The sequence below is a fragment of the Domibacillus sp. DTU_2020_1001157_1_SI_ALB_TIR_016 genome, from assembly GCF_032341995.1.
In the GTDB taxonomy this organism is placed as follows: Bacteria; Bacillota; Bacilli; order Bacillales; family Domibacillaceae; genus Domibacillus; species Domibacillus indicus_A.
In genome coordinates, this window is sequence record NZ_CP135438.1 from 1 (window position 1) to 20,727 (window position 20,727).

General features: G+C 46.3%; 16 protein-coding genes and 3 rRNA genes. 5 read left to right on the top strand and 14 right to left on the bottom strand.

The annotated features are described in order from the left end of the window. Window positions 1-25: 25 nt before the first annotated feature. From rrf to RRU94_RS00035, 7 genes are all read right to left on the bottom strand, one after another. Window positions 26-141, bottom strand: a 5S ribosomal RNA gene (rrf, locus tag RRU94_RS00005). An 89-nt stretch (window positions 142-230) separates the two neighbouring features. Beyond that, window positions 231-3,163: ribosomal RNA gene (locus RRU94_RS00010) — 23S ribosomal RNA — on the bottom strand. 192 nt (window positions 3,164-3,355) lie between these two features. Further along, window positions 3,356-4,908: ribosomal RNA gene (locus tag RRU94_RS00015) — 16S ribosomal RNA — on the bottom strand. The 16S, 23S and 5S rRNA genes sit together here, the layout of an rRNA operon. Before the next feature lie 440 nt (window positions 4,909-5,348). Further along, on the bottom strand, window positions 5,349-6,074 hold the full coding sequence (locus RRU94_RS00020; protein WP_315691241.1) for a DUF421 domain-containing protein: 726 nt from the start codon (window positions 6,072-6,074) through the stop codon (window positions 5,349-5,351). A gap of 51 nt (window positions 6,075-6,125) precedes the next feature. After that, window positions 6,126-6,743 (bottom strand): FAD-dependent oxidoreductase, encoded by a 618-nt coding sequence (locus tag RRU94_RS00025; RefSeq protein WP_315691242.1) that lies wholly within the window; start codon window positions 6,741-6,743, stop codon window positions 6,126-6,128. Beyond that, complete coding sequence (locus tag RRU94_RS00030; protein WP_315691243.1) at window positions 6,722-7,471, bottom strand: FAD-dependent oxidoreductase; 750 nt, start codon at window positions 7,469-7,471, stop codon at window positions 6,722-6,724. Before RRU94_RS00030 ends, RRU94_RS00025 begins: the two co-directional genes overlap by 22 nt. A 198-nt stretch (window positions 7,472-7,669) precedes the next feature. After that, window positions 7,670-7,861 carry a YozQ family protein gene (locus RRU94_RS00035; protein ID WP_242237961.1) on the bottom strand — a complete coding sequence of 64 codons (192 nt, stop codon included), beginning with the start codon at window positions 7,859-7,861 and terminating at the stop codon, window positions 7,670-7,672. 102 nt (window positions 7,862-7,963) lie between these two features. Here RRU94_RS00035 and RRU94_RS00040 point away from each other — a divergent pair, with 102 nt between their 5' ends. Next, the gene (locus tag RRU94_RS00040) at window positions 7,964-8,203 is read left to right on the top strand and encodes a methyl-accepting chemotaxis protein (protein ID WP_315691244.1); all 240 of its coding nucleotides are present in this window, start codon (window positions 7,964-7,966) and stop codon (window positions 8,201-8,203) included. A 193-nt stretch (window positions 8,204-8,396) separates the two neighbouring features. Here RRU94_RS00040 and RRU94_RS00045 read toward each other — a convergent pair whose 3' ends face one another. The 4 genes from RRU94_RS00045 to RRU94_RS00060 all read right to left on the bottom strand — a co-directional run bounded on the left by RRU94_RS00045 (window position 8,397) and on the right by RRU94_RS00060 (window position 13,800). Beyond that, on the bottom strand, window positions 8,397-9,722 hold the full coding sequence (locus tag RRU94_RS00045) for an NAD-dependent malic enzyme (RefSeq protein ID WP_315691245.1): 1,326 nt from the start codon (window positions 9,720-9,722) through the stop codon (window positions 8,397-8,399). A 166-nt stretch (window positions 9,723-9,888) separates the two neighbouring features. Beyond that, window positions 9,889-11,313 carry a Na+/H+ antiporter NhaC gene (nhaC, locus tag RRU94_RS00050; RefSeq protein WP_315691246.1) on the bottom strand — a complete coding sequence of 475 codons (1,425 nt, stop codon included), beginning with the start codon at window positions 11,311-11,313 and terminating at the stop codon, window positions 9,889-9,891. A 43-nt stretch (window positions 11,314-11,356) separates the two neighbouring features. Next, window positions 11,357-12,784, bottom strand: coding sequence for an aspartate ammonia-lyase (gene aspA, locus RRU94_RS00055; RefSeq protein WP_410492942.1), 1,428 nt, complete (start codon window positions 12,782-12,784; stop codon window positions 11,357-11,359). A gap of 26 nt (window positions 12,785-12,810) precedes the next feature. Next, the gene (locus RRU94_RS00060) at window positions 12,811-13,800 is read right to left on the bottom strand and encodes an asparaginase (protein ID WP_315691248.1); all 990 of its coding nucleotides are present in this window, start codon (window positions 13,798-13,800) and stop codon (window positions 12,811-12,813) included. 216 nt (window positions 13,801-14,016) lie between these two features. On the opposite strand from RRU94_RS00060, the gene RRU94_RS00065 reads away from it, so the two are divergent. Together RRU94_RS00065 and RRU94_RS00070 are read left to right on the top strand one after the other, a co-directional pair. Beyond that, a complete protein-coding gene (locus RRU94_RS00065) occupies window positions 14,017-14,391 on the top strand; it encodes a helix-turn-helix domain-containing protein (protein ID WP_315691249.1) in 375 nt (124 codons plus the stop codon). A gap of 447 nt (window positions 14,392-14,838) precedes the next feature. After that, window positions 14,839-15,390 carry an MEDS domain-containing protein gene (locus RRU94_RS00070; protein WP_315691250.1) on the top strand — a complete coding sequence of 184 codons (552 nt, stop codon included), beginning with the start codon at window positions 14,839-14,841 and terminating at the stop codon, window positions 15,388-15,390. Between the two features lie 77 nt (window positions 15,391-15,467). Here RRU94_RS00070 and RRU94_RS00075 read toward each other — a convergent pair whose 3' ends face one another. Both RRU94_RS00075 and RRU94_RS00080 read right to left on the bottom strand, forming a co-directional pair. Further along, the gene (locus RRU94_RS00075) at window positions 15,468-16,379 is read right to left on the bottom strand and encodes a class F sortase (protein WP_315691251.1); all 912 of its coding nucleotides are present in this window, start codon (window positions 16,377-16,379) and stop codon (window positions 15,468-15,470) included. 237 nt (window positions 16,380-16,616) lie between these two features. Then, entirely contained in the window at window positions 16,617-17,969 is a 1,353-nt protein-coding gene (locus RRU94_RS00080) for a copper amine oxidase (RefSeq protein WP_315691252.1), read from the bottom strand. A gap of 244 nt (window positions 17,970-18,213) precedes the next feature. Between RRU94_RS00080 and RRU94_RS00085 the strand changes: the two genes are divergently transcribed. Next, the gene (locus tag RRU94_RS00085; RefSeq protein WP_315691253.1) at window positions 18,214-18,771 is read left to right on the top strand and encodes an RNA polymerase sigma factor; all 558 of its coding nucleotides are present in this window, start codon (window positions 18,214-18,216) and stop codon (window positions 18,769-18,771) included. Continuing rightward, window positions 18,768-19,520: an anti-sigma factor gene (locus RRU94_RS00090; protein ID WP_315691254.1), complete on the top strand. Its 753-nt coding sequence runs from the start codon at window positions 18,768-18,770 to the stop codon at window positions 19,518-19,520. The genes RRU94_RS00085 and RRU94_RS00090 overlap by 4 nt, the downstream gene beginning before the upstream one ends. A gap of 95 nt (window positions 19,521-19,615) precedes the next feature. Here RRU94_RS00090 and RRU94_RS00095 read toward each other — a convergent pair whose 3' ends face one another. Then, window positions 19,616-20,722, bottom strand: coding sequence for a PAS domain-containing sensor histidine kinase (locus RRU94_RS00095; RefSeq protein WP_315691255.1), 1,107 nt, complete (start codon window positions 20,720-20,722; stop codon window positions 19,616-19,618). Window positions 20,723-20,727: the final 5 nt, after the last annotated feature.

Consider the following 20,727-nt stretch of genomic DNA (forward strand, 5'->3'; position numbering starts at 1 on the left):
CTGATTTCTCAAGTTGTCTTAGCGTGCCAGGCGGCGTCCTGCTCTCACAGGGGGAAACCCCCAACTACCATCGGCGCTGAAGAGCTTAACGGCCGTGTTCGGGATGGGAACGGGTGTGACCTCTTCGCTATTGCCACCTGACTATGAAGTTTGAAAGAAGTGTTCTTTCAAAACTGGATAGAAGCGTTATTGTATGGGCAAAAACCTTTCGGTTACACGCCAAGTGTACATTGATTAAGTCCTCGATCGATTAGTATTCGTCAGCTCCATGCGTCGCCGCACTTCCACCTCGAACCTATCTACCTCGTCATCTTCAAGGGATCTTACTTACTTGCGTAATGGGAAATCTCATCTTGAGGGGGGCTTCATGCTTAGATGCTTTCAGCACTTATCCCGTCCACACATAGCTACCCAGCGATGCCTCTGGCGAGACAACTGGTACACCAGCGGTGTGTCCATCCCGGTCCTCTCGTACTAAGGACAGCTCCTCTCAAATTTCCTGCGCCCGCGACGGATAGGGACCGAACTGTCTCACGACGTTCTGAACCCAGCTCGCGTACCGCTTTAATGGGCGAACAGCCCAACCCTTGGGACCGACTACAGCCCCAGGATGCGATGAGCCGACATCGAGGTGCCAAACCTCCCCGTCGATGTGGACTCTTGGGGGAGATAAGCCTGTTATCCCCGGGGTAGCTTTTATCCGTTGAGCGATGGCCCTTCCATGCGGAACCACCGGATCACTAAGCCCGACTTTCGTCCCTGCTCGACTTGTAGGTCTCGCAGTCAAGCTCCCTTGTGCCTTTACACTCTGCGAATGATTTCCAACCATTCTGAGGGAACCTTTGGGCGCCTCCGTTACATTTTAGGAGGCGACCGCCCCAGTCAAACTGCCCGCCTGACACTGTCTCCCACCCGGATTACGGGTGCGGGTTAGAATTTCAACACAGTCAGGGCAGTATCCCACCAGCGCCTCCACCGAAGCTGGCGCTCCGGCTTCCAAGGCTCCTGCCTATCCTGTGCAGACTGTGCCAAAATTCAATATCAGGCTGCAGTAAAGCTCCACGGGGTCTTTCCGTCCTGTCGCGGGTAACCTGCATCTTCACAGGTACTATAATTTCACCGAGTCTCTCGTTGAGACAGTGCCCAGATCGTTGCGCCTTTCGTGCGGGTCGGAACTTACCCGACAAGGAATTTCGCTACCTTAGGACCGTTATAGTTACGGCCGCCGTTTACTGGGGCTTCAATTCAGACCTTCGCTTGCGCTAAGCCCTCCTCTTAACCTTCCAGCACCGGGCAGGCGTCAGCCCCTATACGTCGCCTTGCGGCTTTGCAGAGACCTGTGTTTTTGCTAAACAGTCGCCTGGGCCTATTCACTGCGGCTCTCTCGGGCTTGCACCCTACCAGAGCACCCCTTCTCCCGAAGTTACGGGGTCATTTTGCCGAGTTCCTTAACGAGAGTTCACTCGCTCACCTTAGGATTCTCTCCTCGCCTACCTGTGTCGGTTTGCGGTACGGGCACCTTACATCTCGCTAGAGGCTTTTCTTGGCAGTGTGGAATCGAAGACTTCGGTACTAAAATTCCCTCGTCATCACAGCTCAGCCTTAATGGAAACGGGATTTGCCTCATTTCCAGCCTGACTGCTTAAACACGCGTATCCAGCTGCGTGATCTCCTATCCTCCTGCGTCCCCCCATCACTCAAACGATGCTTGGTGGTACAGGAATATCAACCTGTTATCCATCGCCTACGCCTTTCGGCCTCGGCTTAGGTCCCGACTAACCCTGAGAGGACGAGCCTTCCTCAGGAAACCTTAGGCATTCGGTGGAAGGGATTCTCACCCTTCTTTCGCTACTCATACCGGCATTCTCACTTCCAGGCGCTCCACCAGTCCTTCCGGTCTGGCTTCACAGCCCCTGGAACGCTCTCCTACCACTGACACCGAAAGGTGTCAATCCACAGCTTCGGTGATACGTTTAGCCCCGGTACATTTTCGGCGCAGAGTCACTCGACCAGTGAGCTATTACGCACTCTTTAAATGGTGGCTGCTTCTAAGCCAACATCCTGGTTGTCTGGGCAACTCCACATCCTTTTCCACTTAACGTATACTTTGGGACCTTAGCTGGTGGTCTGGGCTGTTTCCCTCTTGACTACGGATCTTATCACTCGCAGTCTGACTCCCAAACATAAGTATCTGGCATTCGGAGTTTGTCTGAATTCGGTAACCCGGGATGGGCCCCTAGTCCAAACAGTGCTCTACCTCCAGTACTCTTCGTTTGAGGCTAGCCCTAAAGCTATTTCGGAGAGAACCAGCTATCTCCAGGTTCGATTGGAATTTCACCGCTACCCACACCTCATCCCCGCACTTTTCAACGTGCGTGGGTTCGGACCTCCAGTGAGTGTTACCTCACCTTCATCCTGGACATGGGTAGATCACCTGGTTTCGGGTCTACGACCTCATACTCATGCGCCCTATTCAGACTCGCTTTCGCTGCGGCTCCGCCTTATCAGCTTAACCTTGCATGAAATCGTAACTCGCCGGTTCATTCTACAAAAGGCACGCTATCACCCGTTAAAGGGCTCTAACTACTTGTAGGCACACGGTTTCAGGATCTCTTTCACTCCCCTTCCGGGGTGCTTTTCACCTTTCCCTCACGGTACTGGTTCACTATCGGTCACTAGGGAGTATTTAGCCTTGGGAGATGGTCCTCCCGGATTCCGACGGAATTCCTCGTGTTCCGCCGTACTCAGGATACACTCAAGAGAGAAGAGAATTTCGGCTACAGGGCTGTTACCTTGTACCGCGGACCTTTCCAGATCGCTTCACCTATCCTCTTCCTTTGTAACTCCGTATAGAGTGTCCTACAACCCCAAGAAGCAAGCTTCTTGGTTTGGGCTATGTCCCGTTTCGCTCGCCGCTACTCAGGGAATCGCGTTTGCTTTCTCTTCCTCCGGGTACTTAGATGTTTCAGTTCCCCGGGTATGCCTCCTCCTGCCCTATGTATTCAGGCAGGTGTGCCATCCCATTACGGATGGCGGGTTTCCCCATTCGGAAATCTCCGGATCAAAGCTTACTTACAGCTCCCCGGAGCATATCGGTGTTAGTCCCGTCCTTCTTCGGCTCCTAGTGCCAAGGCATCCACCGTGCGCCCTTTCTAACTTAACCTAAAATGGCGGTGTATCTTACTCGGTTTTTTGCTTTGGTCATACAATGTGTTGCTTCTATCCAGTTTTCAAAGAACAGTTTCAGTTTCGAGCTGCATCATGCAGGCTCTAGAAGGATTGAACCTTCAAAACTGAACAAAATCAAACGTCAACGTGCCAGGAACGGAGTTCCTGTTTCCGTAAATATCCTTAGAAAGGAGGTGATCCAGCCGCACCTTCCGATACGGCTACCTTGTTACGACTTCACCCCAATCATCTGCCCCACCTTCGGCGGCTGGCTCCCGTAAGGGTTACCCCACCGACTTCGGGTGTTGCAAACTCTCGTGGTGTGACGGGCGGTGTGTACAAGGCCCGGGAACGTATTCACCGCGGCATGCTGATCCGCGATTACTAGCGATTCCAGCTTCATGCAGGCGAGTTGCAGCCTGCAATCCGAACTGAGAATGGTTTTATGGGATTGGCTAAACCTCGCGGTCTTGCAGCCCTTTGTACCATCCATTGTAGCACGTGTGTAGCCCAGGTCATAAGGGGCATGATGATTTGACGTCATCCCCACCTTCCTCCGGTTTGTCACCGGCAGTCACCTTAGAGTGCCCAACTAAATGCTGGCAACTAAGATCAAGGGTTGCGCTCGTTGCGGGACTTAACCCAACATCTCACGACACGAGCTGACGACAACCATGCACCACCTGTCACCGCTGTCCCCGAAGGGAAAGCCCTGTCTCCAGGGAGGTCAGCGGGATGTCAAGACCTGGTAAGGTTCTTCGCGTTGCTTCGAATTAAACCACATGCTCCACCGCTTGTGCGGGCCCCCGTCAATTCCTTTGAGTTTCAGCCTTGCGGCCGTACTCCCCAGGCGGAGTGCTTAATGCGTTAGCTGCAGCACTGAGGGGCGGAAACCCCCCAACACTTAGCACTCATCGTTTACGGCGTGGACTACCAGGGTATCTAATCCTGTTCGCTCCCCACGCTTTCGCGCCTCAGCGTCAGTTACAGACCAAAGAGCCGCCTTCGCCACTGGTGTTCCTCCACATCTCTACGCATTTCACCGCTACACGTGGAATTCCGCTCTTCTCTTCTGCACTCAAGCCTTCCAGTTTCCAATGACCCTCCACGGTTGAGCCGTGGGCTTTCACATCAGACTTAAAAGGCCGCCTGCGCGCGCTTTACGCCCAATAATTCCGGACAACGCTTGCCACCTACGTATTACCGCGGCTGCTGGCACGTAGTTAGCCGTGGCTTTCTGGCCAGGTACCGTCAAGGTACGGGCAGTTACTCCCGTACTTGTTCTTCCCTGACAACAGAGTTTTACGATCCGAAAACCTTCTTCACTCACGCGGCGTTGCTCCGTCAGACTTTCGTCCATTGCGGAAGATTCCCTACTGCTGCCTCCCGTAGGAGTCTGGGCCGTGTCTCAGTCCCAGTGTGGCCGATCACCCTCTCAGGTCGGCTACGCATCGTCGCCTTGGTGAGCCGTTACCTCACCAACTAGCTAATGCGCCGCGGGTCCATCTGTAAGTGACAGCCGAAGCCGCCTTTCAATCAAGAACCATGCGGTTCTTAATGTTATTCGGTATTAGCCCCGGTTTCCCGGAGTTATCCCAATCTTACAGGCAGGTTACCCACGTGTTACTCACCCGTCCGCCGCTAACTTGAACAGAGCAAGCTCTGTCAAGTCCGCTCGACTTGCATGTATTAGGCACGCCGCCAGCGTTCGTCCTGAGCCAGGATCAAACTCTCCAAAAAAGTTTGACTTGCTCATTTGTTCCCATTAAAACACGGGGTGTTTTTAATGGGAGATAAAAATTTAAAACGTTGACGTTTTTATTGATTTTGTTCAGTTTTCAATGTTCAATTCGTTTTACTATCTCTGCGACAGTTAGATAATCATAACATCTGCTGTTCTCTAAGTCAATATGTTTTTTTGTGAATTTTAACACAAGACATTATGTCGCTTATTTAAAACACAATTACTACGTCTGCAAAGTCAACTGATTTTCACTGCATCCTGTCAAAGGAAGCAATGTTTCTCTATTATTCATTTGCATCGATTCTTTCTATCTTAGCGACGAATAATAATATAACACTTATTTTTCATCAGCACAAGAAGTTTTTAAAAATAAATTTATATTTTTTGATTGTATGTCTACCTTCTTCCCTCAGGACGCAAAAAAAGCTGCGGCTTTTTAATTTTCATTTCCGGGCTTGTAATTGTTAATCCCTTTTTCATGATCGTGAGTATCATCGTTATCCACCTGCAAACTCCCGTCCTGCGTAAAAACAGCCAGCGTGACATGCTTTATATCCTGTTTGCGAATCCCCCAGTGCTGAAGTTGATCAAAAAGCCAATTCTCATCCCTATTCACAAACTTTAAATTATGATGGAGGATTTCACCATCTATAATGACTGGAATCGAAACGAAAGCAGGTTTTGGAGTGAACTCTGGATCACTTGATTGTTTATTGCGATTATTTACTTTAGGAATAACGCTCACCTTTCCCGTTTCTTCCATTAGAGCAATATCAATGTCTGCGGGGTTTACAAATCCCTTAATCCGAAGCTCTCCAAGCAATTCCTCAATGGTCATTTTTACGCTTTTTAGCCCGTCTTTATCGATATCTCCCCCGCGTATTAATACAGTAGGTGTAGCGGTCAGCGTAGATTTAAACTTGTTAATAAGAATGAGCCTGGACAGTAAAAGATAAAACAAAACAACCGCAAGTGAGTACCAGGTAGCTTTCCAGGCGCTGTCTTGGGCAATTGGTTCTGATATAGCTGAACCGAGAACCGTCACAAAAACAAGATCGTAACTATGCATTTGTGAAACCGCTTTTTTGCCGGAAAGTCTTGTGAGAATATAACCTAATAATATAAGGTAAATGGGCAGTGCTATATATTTTAATATCTCCACATATCCACCTCTTCTCTTATCTTTATTTTTTACTTCAGATAAAAGGGACCTTCAGCGTTTTTCAGATGACAAAATGGCCCGTGCTGCTTTTTGTCCTGACACGACGGCTCCTTCCATTGTGGCAAAATACGGCTGCATGGTGTAATCTCCGGCAAGCAATAATCCATCAACCGGTGTAACCTGTTCAGGCCGCATCCAGTGATAGCCCGGCTCAAGAGAATGAAAGTCATCATAATGATTAATCTGGCGATAGTCGATAATATCCTCTTCAAAGTCCATGCCTAACAATTTCGCATCTTTTATAACCACCTGTAATGTTTCTTCTGGAGTCATTTCTAAAAAACGTTCAGGGTTTGACATAATAATCGATAACCTTCCCGGTACATGACGAAATGTAGAGCGGGATTGTTCGGCGAAGCTGATGAGAGAAGTCCGCGGACCAAACGTTGTAATATCTTTTGGGAGAGCAGGCTTTATTAATTCCATTTGCAGTGTTGCTGCGGACATCATCGGCAGCTCGAACATTGGCTGAAACCATGGGTGATCTTTAAACAAAGGCTTCAGCAGCTGTTTGGCAGAATTAAGGGTTGTGGCTACGACTACTTTTTTGCCATAAAAGATTCTCCCACCTTCCATCTCAACACCTGTTATGTTATTTTGCCCGTCCATGTGCAGCTTACAGACTTTATTATCTGTTTTGACAATACCGCCTTTTTTTCAATTGCTTCCGCCATCGGCTGGCACATTACGTCTGTCATACCGCCTAAAAAAGCGCCTATGCGCATTTTATAAAAGCGTTTAATGGCTGGAGCAAGCAGTCCAAAAAAGACATAAGCGGAATACCGCTCAGGCGGTAAGAAATAAAGGCCCGTACTAAAGGGTATAATAACGTTGTGAAAGGCATCTTCACTGACCTTGTGCTTTCTTGCATAGTCCCGGATATTACAGGCATCCAGCTTCTTAGGATTTGTAATAAGGTCTTTTAATCCGCTCAGAAAAAAGGAAACCAGGGAGAGCTTGTCTCTCAGCGGAAGCAATTCATTATTTCCTAGAATGCCCATGATTGTTTTTTTAGGACCAAACAGTGGTGCAGCGCCTAAGGTAATCAGCTTTTCTTTTTTTCTCACCCGTATTTCTACTTTTTCTTCCCACGTGAAAATCTCATTTAATTGAATGCCCGCTTTTCGTAACATTTTAGGCATTTCAGAATAAAAGCCGATATAGCGGTGAAACCCAGATTCCACTTTCATCCCATTATCTATATAAGAAGAAGTCCGCCCACCTACAACAGGTTCCGCTTCTAATAAAAGCACCTTTTGTCCTTTTTCCGCTAATTCTAAACCGCACGTCAGCCCTGCCAGTCCCGCTCCAATAATTACTGCATCGTATTGTTCCAATAGAAGAACCTGCCTTTTGTCTTCATTGTCTTCATTGTCTTCATTTTCTTCTTATTATTGCCTCATCATTTGCCATAATATGCGCTGGTATCCTTGTATTTAGCTCAGGCCAAAAGAAGATAACAGTATGTGTCCAGGCAGATATTTTATGATGAGAAAAAGGCAGCCAAGAATAGCTGCCTTTTTGTCAGATCCAGGTTATTCTGTTTTGTTTGAAGAATTTCTCGGCAGTGTTTCTTCATATTTTGACGGCGCTACTTCTCCCTCTTTGTACAGGTCACTCACTTGTTCATGGGTCGTAGCCAGCCCTTTTGCTGTTTCGTCATTTTTATGATAATCATTCATATTAAAATTACGAACAGGCGTTACTTGCTGCTTTTCTTTTGTCATGACAGCCCCCTCCTTTCTTTAAGCTTATTTTCTTCAAAAACATATTCCTTATTCAAAAGCTAAAAGCCCGGGCTGGAGAGCAGGGAAAAGGTTTTACGGTTGGTGGCAGAAGAATTCCGAAAGCTGGCTAACGACTCCAAAGACTCTTCTTCACAAATTGCGCACATGATCAGAAGTATCCAGCAGGATATTGAAAAAGCAAAACATTCAATTCACACAAGTACAGAAAAAGTCTTAACCGGGTTGACGTATACCGACAGTGTCAACACATCATTCGGTCACATTGAAGCCTCGATTTCCAATGTTTCCGATAAAGCAGCCGAAGTCGATGCTTCGAGCTGAAGAAATTTCTTCTTCTGCTCTTTCCTTATCCCTGTTAGCCGGAGAGCTTCAACATACGTTAACAGCCTTTAAAATGAGATAACATAATAAAAATCCCTGCTGTTACAGCAGGGATTTCCCATGTAAAAAACTTATATTTTGATCGCCGTAAATCATTTATGGCTTCTTAGTTTGCACATTTAAAATAGAGGAGTTAACTGTGTACTTTTAAAGAATTTAAACTAACCTGCTCTACTGCAGCTGCCACCCGCTCATGAACAGTCCGGTCTAATGGATGCGGAACAAGATCACCTGGCTTTGTGCAGGATGCGATGGCTTCTGCCGCTGCTACAAGCATCGGGTGCGTGACATCATTTGCTTTTGCATTCAATACGCCTCTGAAAATACCAGGGAACCCTAGTACGTTGTTGACAGAGCGTCCGTCTGCCGCGTAAGCCGCTCCGGCTTCAAGCGCTTCTGTCGGCGCAATTTCCGGATTCGGGTTTGAAAGTGCCAGAATAATCTGCCCCTGCTGCACCCATTCTTTTTTAATCAGTCCCTGCACGCCTGTTGTCGCAATGACAATATCGCACTGGCTCATAAGTCCGCCAAGGTTGTTAACCGGTGTGCCGCCGTACTGCTCGAGCCGCTGTTTCGCTTCTTCTGACAGGTCTGCCCCGTACACCGATTTTACACCGTACGCCATCAGCATGCGGCAGATCGCAAGACCGGCTGCACCGAGCCCGATCTGGCCGACTGTGGCTTCTTTCAAGTCTACGCCGGCACTTTTGCAGGCAGAGATAACAGCTGCCAGTGTCACAACCGCTGTGCCGTGCTGGTCATCGTGCATAACCGGGATATCAAGCTCTGCTTTCAGCCGCTCTTCTACTTCAAAGCAGTGCGGTGATCCGATATCTTCCAGCAGGATACCGCTGAAGCCGGGTGCGATATGCTTAACCGTCTCCACAATTTCATCCGGGTTTTTCGTATCCAGCAGGATCGGAATCGCGTTAATATCCACTAATTGATCAAACAGCGCCGCTTTCCCTTCCATGACTGGCATGCCGGCAACCGGGCCGATATCACCCAATCCTAAAATGGCCGTTCCGTCTGTGACAACCGCCACACTGTTGCCGATGTTTGTATAGATTTTCGCTTTTTCCGGCTCTGCCTGAATCACTTTGCACACATCCGCTACCCCTGGTGTGTATACACGGCTCAAGTCTGCGAGTGTCTGAATCGGCACCCGGCTTTTCATCTGTACTTTGCCGCCTTCATGGGCACGAAGCACCTCATCCGATACCGCCTGCACGCGGAACCCTTCTAGTTCGTTGATGCTTTCGATAATTTCTTTCAGCTGCTCTTCCTGTTCAATCTGTACCGTGATGTCCCGATGCGTGTAAGCCGGGCCTACTTTAATCGTTTCTACTTCCCCGATGTCCCCGCCATTTAAACCGATTGCCGTAGCCACTTTTCCAAGGCTGCCCGGAACAGACGGAATTTCAATCATCAGTGTGCGAATTAATTTGTTATATGCCATGCGTACAATTACCTCCAATTATTAAGAACATTTGCTTCCTTTATGAGTGGTTTCAATTAAAATTTTTTAAATTGGTTTTTACACGACGAAGCAGCCTGACTTTGGACAAAACAAAATCAGACTGCAAGCCATATGATATATTCTTTCCTTACTTCTTCTTCTCTATTTACGACATTGAAGAACTTTGGTCGATCGGCTGTACCTTCGCTTTTGGATTTTTTACATACCAAATGTATTTACCTGTATAACCGTAAATAATAGCCAGCAGGATGGATACAAAGCTCAGCCACATAAACGGTACATAAGCGAATGTTGACACACCTAGTATGCCAGCCATGAAAATACCGTTGTCTGACCATGGCACCATTCCAGAGGTTAACGTTCCGCCTACTTCAGAATTCCGCGCGAGTACTCTTCGGTCAATATGCAGCTTATCGTAGCTGTCCGCCATGATTTTTGGCGTTAAAATAAGCGATACATACATGGCACATCCGAAGATATTTGCCAGGAACGCTACTATCAGCGTGGAAAGTGTTACATTACCCGCCGATGTTAGAAAGCGTTCAAAAGAAGAAACGATGACTTTCAAGATTCCCAAATGCTCAAGCAGTCCGCCAAATCCAAGACCTAAAATGATCACAGCGACAGAGCTGAGCATTCCTTCAATGCCGCCGCGGTTTAACAGCTGATCGGTAAATTCAATGCCTGTGCTGATACTAAAGCCGCTGTACGCTGTCGCCACCGCATCTATAAAAGACATGCCCTGGAAAACGGAAGCCCAGACTGCCCCCAGGAGCGATCCTGCTGCAATAGTAGGTAAAGACGGCTTTTTAAGGGCAAGCATTAAAATAACGAACAAAGCCGGTGCGAGCATCCAGATATGGATATCAAATTCTTGAAGAAGCGCATTTTTTAAAAACTCGACTTTTTCAAGGTCTGTATTTTTGCCGCTGTAGATAAATCCAGCCCCTGTAAAAAGAGCAGCGGTAATCAAGTAAGCCGGTATATCCAGATACAGCATGGCACGCACATGGGCCATGACCTCTACTTTTGACATAGAGGCAGCCAAAATCGTGCTGTCTGACAGCGGCGAAAGCTTGTCCCCAAAATACGCACCGGAAAGCACTGCACCGGCTACAAGCGGAAGCGGCATGCCAAGCCCTTCACCAATGGCCATCATCGCAATACCAGCTGTTCCTACCGTTCCCCATGATGTTCCGGTCGCTAACGACGTGACTGAACAAATCAGAAGCGTTGCCAGCAAAAAGATGCTTGGGTGAATCATTTCGAGACCATAGTAGATCAGTGTAGGAACGACTCCGCCGGCAATCCACGTACCGATCAGCGCACCTACCGCGATTAAAATCAAAATAGCTTCGAGTCCGTTGGAAATTCCTTTTGTAATCGCTCCCTGCAAGTCCTGGTAGCGATGTCCCAGCCTCGTGCCAAGTATCATCACTAAAAACCATGAAATAAATAAAGCTAATTGAATCGGCAGATCATATAGTGCTGTAAAAGAAAAAACAATGGCTAGAAACAATCCAAGTGTTACAATGATTTCCCACATAAATGGCAGTCTAATTGTCTTCATCTTGTTCTCCTGTCCCCTTTTACCGGCTTGTATGCACTTTTACTTACTTTTGTGCGATCAATTCACTTCCGGCAATACCTGGTTTTGTCATTTCGTACGGATTTAAAATAAGATCCAGCTCTCGTTCTGTAAGCAGTCCTTTTTGGAGACAAAGCTCACGTACGGATTTCCCGCTCAGTACAGCTTCTCTTGCGATCTGAGACGTTGTTTCATAGCCCAGATGAGGGTTGATGGCGGTAATGACTCCTACACTTTGCTCGACATATTCTCTTAAGTGTTGTTCATTCGCTTCAATTCCCTCTACACAGTAGCTTGTAAAGCTTTGGAATCCATTGTTCATAATGCTGATGGACTGCAGGAGATTGAAAACAAGCACCGGCTCCATAACATTTAGCTCAAGCTGACCTGCTTCTGAAGCAAGACAAATGGTGTGGTCATTTCCGATTACTTGGAAAGCAATCTGATTAATCAGCTCGGCCATAACCGGATTTACTTTACCTGGCATGATGGATGAGCCTGGCTGACGGGCCGGCAGCGTGATTTCACCCAGCCCAGCACGCGGGCCAGAAGCCATAATCCGCAAATCATTTGCGATTTTGGACATATTCATCATGCATACTTTTAAAGCCGCCGATACTTCTGTGTACGCATCTGTATTTTGTGTTGCATCCACCAGATGTTCAGCACTCACAAGAGGAAGACCGCTGATCTCTGCCAGGTGCTTGACTACATTTTCAATATAGCAAGGGTCTGCATTTAAGCCGGTGCCGACAGCGGTTGCTCCCATATTCACTTCATAAAGGTGCTGACGGGCCTGGGCAATCCGCTTAATATCGCGTCCAATAACACGGCTGTACGCTTCAAATTCCTGCCCGAGACGGATTGGCACAGCATCCTGGAGGTGCGTGCGTCCCATTTTAATTACATGGTCGAACTGTTCTGCTTTACTGTGGAAAGCAGTCAGCATCCGCTCCATTGTCACAAGGAGCTTTTCCAATAAATTCAAAGTTGAGATATGAATAGCTGTTGGAAATACATCATTTGTTGACTGTGACATATTTACATGACTATTTGGGCTTAACTCATGATAGGCTCCTTTAGGATGACCCATAATTTCTAGAGCCCGGTTGGCGATGACTTCGTTCGTATTCATATTCATGGACGTACCTGCGCCGCCTTGAATTGGATCGACGATAAAATAGTCATGCCATTGGCCGGCAAGAATTTCTTCGGCCGCTTCGATAATCGCAGCACCTTTTTCTTTTTGCAGGCGCCCTGCATCCATATTCGCAGCTGCGGCTGCTTTTTTAATCATCGTTAGTGCCCGAATCATTTCCTCATGAATTTTATAACCGGTGATTGGAAAATTCTCAACCGCCCGCAATGTTTGAATGCCATAATATACATTGGCTGGCAGTGCTTTTTCACCGAGAAAATCCCTTTCTATACGATACGCATTTTCTTTTTCCACGCTAGTTCCCGCTTTCATATTTGATTTTAAACCATTAAATCGTTAGCAATCGGTGTTTCCATCCACTTTTTCACTTGCTTAATATCGTTTGTTTTACCAAGCGTCCACATCAATTTTGGTACAAGCGCCTCAGTATTCATATTTCCTGCCCGAATCACAACACTTTGATCAATATTCCGGCCGACTTCATATACATCAATGTCTTCTCCTTCTTCAAGACACTGCGTCGTAATGACAACCGCTGTTCCTTGATGGGCCAGCTCATTGACCTTTTCTAAAATATTTCGCCCCTGGAACGGTACACCGCCACTTCCATATCCTTCTATGATAACCCCTTTATAAAGGCCTTTCAGCGCATCAAAAAGGCTGGGCTCAATGCCCGGATATAATTTAATAAGACCTACTTCCGTACAAAGAGACGTATCTAATGTTAATGTCCGTTCTAGTGTTGGCTTAGGATTCTGGTTATATTCCACGCCTTCCTGCGAAACAGAGGCAATATAAGGAAAGTTGATGCTTTCAAATGAATCGTAGCTTTTGGTCCGCAGTTTGATCGCACGTGTTCCTTGAATTACACGGCCGTCAAACACAACGTACACTCCGCCGATTTCCTCGCAGGCAAAGCGAATGGCATCTCTAATGTTGCGCTTCGCGTCTGTTTTTTCGAAAGCAATCGGGATTTGAGACCCTGTCAGTACGATCGGCTTGGCAGAGTCTTGGAGCATATAAGACAGCGCAGCGGATGTATACGCCATAGTATCTGTTCCATGCGTAATCACAAAGCCATCGTACTGATCGTATGCTTCATTCACAGCCTCGGCGATCTGTATCCAATTTTCCGGCTGCATATTTGTGCTGTCTATATTCAACAGCTCTTTCGTATGGAGCTCATACGGAATCTCCATTCCCGGCACGTGGTTTAAAAAATCTTCTGAATTCATTCCCGGTTCTAAGCCGTTTTTCCCTTCCGATGAAGCAATAGTTCCGCCCGTTGTAAGCAATAATAGTCGTTTCAATACAATTCACGCCCTTCATACACTTTTCATGTTCATTAAGTAAATAAAAGTTTCTTTTTTGTAAGCGTATTCTTTTCGAAAATGTTCTCGTTACGCGTACACATTTGTATTATATGAGCTAATATCGAAGAAATCAAGACAAAAAAGTTCTCAGTTCGCGTACTTTTTGTTTGATGAACGTGATATAATAAACGGAAAGACAAAGGAGCGGTGATAATGAATTTAAACAGGTTAATGGCCCTGCGAAAAGACAGAAACTGGTCGCTGCAGTATGTATCCGATCAACTTGGCATGGCTAAAAGTACATATGCGGGTTATGAATCAGGCTATCGCCGGCCTTCACTTGAAGCCATTACAGCTATGGCTGACTTGTTTCATACATCCGTAGACTATATTTTAGGCAGAGTAGACAAACCCGGCACTCATGCAGACCCGCCGAACCGCCAGGATGAAAAAACCATAGACTTAAACAATCTGGAAAATTGTATGCTGTCGGTGGATGGCCAGGCTCTTTCGGAAGAAGAAATCCGCCAGTTTGTTGCGTTTATCAAAGCGAAGCGGGAACTTGAGCAGCCGGCACGCAGCAAGTGAAAAACAAGTATTATTCTCTCAAGCACCGGGCTTCCCCATATACCGGCTGCCTATCCTCCTATACATAACACTTGATTTAGCATTTTCATTAAGTCCCTCGCTTTTGCTCATTTTTTGCGCTAAGTTGTCTCTTTATTCAGACACTTTTGCATCACGATATTAAGCGTCCCTTTCATTAACAGGGACGCTTATATTTTGTCCATCGTTTTCTCTTTTTTCATTAAGCCGCCTCTTTATGCAAACTGTTCTTCTGCCTGCTCCTCAAAACGGGATATTCGCCTATACGCATCGCTATAACCATGGTATATTTATTGGAATAACTGTACTAAAAATCAGCATTTTTTTAATGGAAGGAAAAAAGATAGAAAGGGCCGCCAAGAAACACAATTTTTCTTATGTTTTTATATGTTACAGGCACAAAAATATATATTAAGTGAGGGCCTGAAGGTGACAAAAAACAGCGCTAATCCAATAGTAGAGCAGCCAAAAATGGAAGGACATATTTTTTACTTCTCTGAAAACCAACAAAAATATATAGAAAATGCAGCTTCTTTTATCGTTTCAGGCATTGAGCGCGGTGGCTGCGTGCTTTTAATTGAAAATGAAAAAATAATGGCGTTGCTTCGGAAGAGAATAGCTCGTACTTTAACAAAAGAACAGCTCAAAAAAGTACTTTCTGTCAATAACTATGATTATTACTATTATTCCCGGGGTGCATTTGATACCCCATCGATTGTTTCGTATTTTTCTAAATTAATGCAGCCTTACGTTGAACTCAATCTTCCTATTTTCACTTGGGCTCATATAGAATGGAATGACGAACAGGAAATTACTTCTAAAATAATATCTTTTGAAAAGAGCGCCAATAATGTGGTCACTTCTATGAAGCTGCTATCTATCTGCGCATACAACGCCGACCGGTTAACATTATCGATGAAAGAGTCTTTAATGGAGCATCATGATGCAATGATGACAGATGACGGGCTGGTCAATATATGAGCAGAAACAGCGTCTGCTTATCAAAAAAGGTAAAGCGTCTAGTACGCTTTACCTTTTTTAATTCTTTTAACACGCCCTTATGGCTTTGGCGTTATCTCGGATGGTTTGGATTCCTGATTGTATTTATCCACTGATGTTACATAATACCGGTGGTTTTGAGCTTCTGGATCGCTATAACTCTTTCGTTCAAAAGCCGATATACTTGCCACATGTTTGAACTGGCCGTTTTCTTCGCGGTAAATACGATAGCCGACAACCGTTTTTTCCCGTACAGCGTGCCAGGAAACAAAGGTACCATGTACTTCAACGTTAGTTGGTGCGAATGGCTTTTGAACCGGGTCTTCTTTTAACTTTGTATATACGACAAGCCGTTCTTCATGAGTACCTTCTGATCGGTCGAACCGGCCGGTACACGTAATTAAATTTAATTTCTTTTCGTCCGAGGAGCCAAAAACCTCGTTGATTGGCGCTGAATTTCGCTCATAGCTCCGTTTCGACTGCACTACAAATGTCAGCTGTTTTCCTTCAGCATTTTTGACAATTACTTCATCGCCTTTTTCGAGCTTTTTAAGATCGAAAAAAACGGCCGGACCGGTTTGACTGTCAACATGACCTGCTAAAACGGCATTGCCGACATTCCCCGGTTTAATACCAGGTTCAAACCAGCCGACGTTATTGACTTCCTTTGGGACCCCCATCTGCCCATTTTCTAAAATACCAACGGGTTCAATGACTGCGTTCACTCCAATGGCCGGCATTTCTACACTGGCTGGCACAATACTGTTTGCGGCTGTTTTTTTCGATTCTGCCATCAGCTTCTGCACTTCTTCATCAAGAAGCGTGAATTCCGGCGGCTCTTCTGCAGCATCGGCCGACGTTTGCTTCTGCTCCTTACTTTGAACAGAAGGATGAGAGATATAGCTGCTCGTATAGCCGAACAAAAGAAAACAGATTAAGCTCGCAGCTCCTAATAATAAAATGGATTTCATATTGAATCACCCTTCCTTTTTCCAAAAAGAGAAGAGATGAAATCCTCTCTTTTTTCAGAGTGCAGCCAAAATTAGAAAGCAGGCTGATTGAAAACGTCTGACTTTCCAGGAACGCCACTGGCTGGGAAGCAGAGTGACCTTTTTGGAGTCATGAGCATTCACAGCCAGCAAGTGACGCCGAAAGCGGGCGTTTGTCAACAGCCTGAGAGAAGAGATGAAATATCCTCCCTTCTCTCCTTACTTATGAACGGCTTTACGGCGAAGCATAACAGCCGCAGCAAAGCCAAAACCCGTGCCCATCACAGCCCACAGCGCTGCCATCATTCCGCTGCTTTCTGTTCCGCCAAGACCTGTTTTTGGCATTTCATCCGGCACAGCTGCTTCAGTAAATCGATCTGGCATTTGTGTAACGATTGCTTTGCCAAGCACTTGTCCAATGCCAAACATATACGCATAGCCTTCACGAAAAGAAGCATAAGACGCATTATAATTACTCGCCGTATATTCCTCAAACGTCTGCTGCAGAAGGCCTTCATGTTCTTTTACTGCCGCTGCCGCATCCTGGGCCGGCAGCTTTTTGCCGGTCGCTGTTTCTAAAAAAGTGCCGAAATCATTAGCAAATGTATGAAGTTTTCCTTTTGCAGTGTTGACTGCTTCATCATCGCCTTCTAATGTTGCGATAACCAACTCCGCTTGAGCATTAATATGATTGGTCTGCCATACTTTTTCAAATTGGGCGGCCCCTTCTTCTCCATACATGGAGGAGATGGCTGCTTTAAAATCTGCTGTATTGGCATCTTCTGCCCAGCTGACAAAATCGTAATCTGGCTTCCTATCAAACCCTTTTTGCATGCCCGTTGCCGCGAGCGCAAAGTGTTCTGCTGCCAGGCTGTTTAGTGTAGAGCGCAGGTCCGCTGCAGGCGTATCCGCTTTTGTATGATCAAACTTGTCCGGCATTTGTGTAACAATCGCAGTTGATAGCGCTTTGCTGACATCATACATATGTTTGTAGCCTTCTCGAAATTCTACGTTGGCTGCTTCATAATCGCCCGCTGTATAGTGATCAAAAACAGACAGCACCTGGTTTTCATGAACGCGGATCACTTCTTCAGACGTTGTGGATGGCAGCTTTCCGCCCGTAGCAGTTGCCAGGAAAGCAGAAAACTCCTGGACAAATTGGTCAATATCCTTTTCGGCTGCCGCACGTGCTTCAGCATCTTTTGTTTTTGCTGCTTGTGCCACTTTGGCTGTATCTTCATTATGCCCGCTGAAAATGCGCTCAAACTCGGCGGCCCCTTCTTTCCCGTAAAGAGAAGCGATGGCAGGTTCCATGTCAGCTGCATTTTGCTCAAGTGCTTTTTGGGCAGCCGCTGCGTCATCAGCTCCGTCGTAGGCTTTTGTCATGACTGTAATCGCAAGTACATAATGCTCTGATAATAAGTGGTCTAGTGATGAACGAAGCTCTACTGCCGGTGTTTCAACGGATGGAGCCGCATCCGCATTTGCGGATGCGGATGCGGCACCTGGTGCCAGTAAAGTCAGCCCGATCGCCGGGGCTAAAAGCTTTTTTGCCTGCTTTTTGATTTTCATTGTTTTTCCGCCTCTTTCATTTCATGTTTTTTGCTCTTCACTTTACCTAACGGGCCAGCACGGAAAACGGATCATTTTTTCAAAAAATTTTTTATGCGTTTTTTGGATCAATACTTTGAAGGCGCAAAATCCAATTCTTTTAATATCGTATTTTTGAAAAATAGTTTACAATTTGAATGATTAACTGATCCGAATGTACCGGTAAAACGTTAGCTTAGTACATTCGACCGAACAGGAGGGACTTATGGGCGAGCAGGATTATGAGTTGTACCAGCGGCTTCAGCAATCAGACAAGCGCGCGCTGGAACTGCTTTATGAGCGGTATGAAAAGCTGTTGTTTTCATTTGCTTTCCGAATGACCGGCAGGCGGGATCTGTCGGAGGAAATCGTTCAGGAAGTTTTTATAAAAGTGTGGACAAAGCCAGACCTTTACGACCAGTCAAAAGGAAAGTTTTCTTCCTGGCTGCTGACTATTACAAGAAATGCAAGCATTGATCATATGCGTAAAAAAAGCGAGCAAAGCGAAGGGCTTTCAGACCATCACCAGCTTCAAAGCCGCGAGCCGGCCGTTGAAGATACCGTACAATGGAAGGAAGAAGGAAAAGCTTTGCGAACAGCGATCACTCATCTCGCTGAAGACCAGCAGGAAATCATCGAGCTTTTTTATTTTAAAGGCCTTTCCCAGCGGACAATTGCGGATGAACGGAATATTCCGCTCGGAACCGTTAAAGGGCGGATACGACTTGCCTTAAAGCATTTAAAGAAACATTTGCATACAGAGAAAGGAGGAGAAAAATCGTGACGAAGGAACAACATCAATGTGATAAGTTACTCGATTACTTTAACCGAACACTACCTGAAGCCGAACAAACCGCATTTGAAGAGCATCTTGCCGCCTGCCCGGACTGCCAGGAAGAGCTTGGGGAGCTCCAAATGCTGACAGAAGATCTGCCGTATCTAGCAGAGCCTGTAGAGCCAAATGAAGGAATGAAAGACCGGGTGTTAGCTGCTGTTTTTGCAGAAACGAAGACTCCTGAAAAAACAGTCACTCCCGAAAAAATAGAGCCGGCTCCTGTAACAAAAACACAGCCGTCGCGAAAGCCTTGGCCATGGCTTCAGCCTCTTCTTGCCGCTTCTCTCCTTTTATCCGCCAGCGCCAACGCTTATTTCTTGTTAAGTGACCGGGAAGAAGTCGCCGAGCCAAGAACAGCCAGTGTGATACGGGATGTTCAGCTTGCCGCAACAGAAGGATTTAATGGATCTGCTAAAGCGACTATGATCAGTGAGAATCAAGCTGATTCAGTTGTTCTTCAGGCAGAACAACTGAAGAGCCTTTCGGGAACAGAAGCGTATCAGGTCTGGCTGATTGATGAAAGTGGCAATAAAGTGAGGGCCGGCACGTTCCGTCCTAATGAAAATGGAAGCGGCGCTGTTTCCCATGCTATGCCTGAAGCAAAAAATGGCGACTGGAAAATGATCGCCATCACGCTTGAACCGACACCGGACAGCGCGCAGCCGCTTGGAGATATTGTCTTGGCAGCAGAGCTTTAACGAGCAAAAAACAATAAGAATAGATAATAATAGATCAATAAAAACCTTGCACAATGGGCTGTATGTACGCCCTTTATGCAAGGTTTTTTAGTTGGCTACTTTTCGCTTTCATTAAATGGCAGTTCAACAATAATGGTCGTTCCTTTGTCCGGCGCCGAGCGAATTTCAAGCGTTCCGCCTATGGCACGCGCTCTCTCTTCCATGCTAAATAAGCCTACACCCCGGGATGTCGCGCTCATCTGGAACCCTTTTCCCCGATCTTCAATCATCAGCCGGACTACACCCTCCATCTCCCGAATGGCCACATCTGCTTTACTCGTTTGAGCATATTTTTGAATATTAGTCAGTGCTTCTTGAATAATACGGTAGACAACTGTTTCCTGGTGAACAGTGAGCCGGCGGTTTAACATGCAATCAAATAGAACATCGATTTGATGATGATCGGAGTATCGGGAAAGATACGAGCGAATGGCTGGAATCAGCCCTAGATCATCGAGCACGGATGGACGCAGCTCCCAGGAAATCTCCCTGATTTCCTCAATTAACTGCCTGGTTTCTTCCTGCATTTTCTCGATCAAAGGATGATCGACCTCTGCACTTAAACGGCTGATGGTAATCAAATGGCTGTAAAGGTTCTGGCCCACCCCATCATGCAGGTTTCGAGACAAGCTTCGGCGTTCTTCTTCCTGCACTTCAATTAACCGCTGTGTCATTTCCTGTAGCTCTTCTTCCACTTTTTTTCGGTCGGTAATTTCGTAGCGAATGGCCAAATATTGATAGGGCTTACCATCCTGGTTTAAAAACGGCACGATTGTCGTGTCTACCCAGTACAAAGAGCCGTCCTTGGCCCTGTTTCGAATTTCTCCTTTCCACACCTTTCCCGTAGAAATCGTTCTCCACATATCCTTGAAAAACTCTTTTGAATGAAAGCCTGAATTGACCACCCGGTGGTCGCATCCAATCAGCTCTTCTCTTGTATACTTTGAAATGTGGCAAAACTGATTATTGACGTAATGGATAATACCACGGTGGTCGGTAATAGCTACGATGGAAGAGGCATCAAGAGCAAATTTAATGTCGCTCAGTTCCTGTAAAAGCTGTGGTGTTCCTTCAGAATCGTGACTATTCGGCTCTTGAGACAAGGTATTCAGACTATTAAACAGAACCTTGTTTTCTTGATTTGGCCTGCTGTATTTTTTCATCGTAT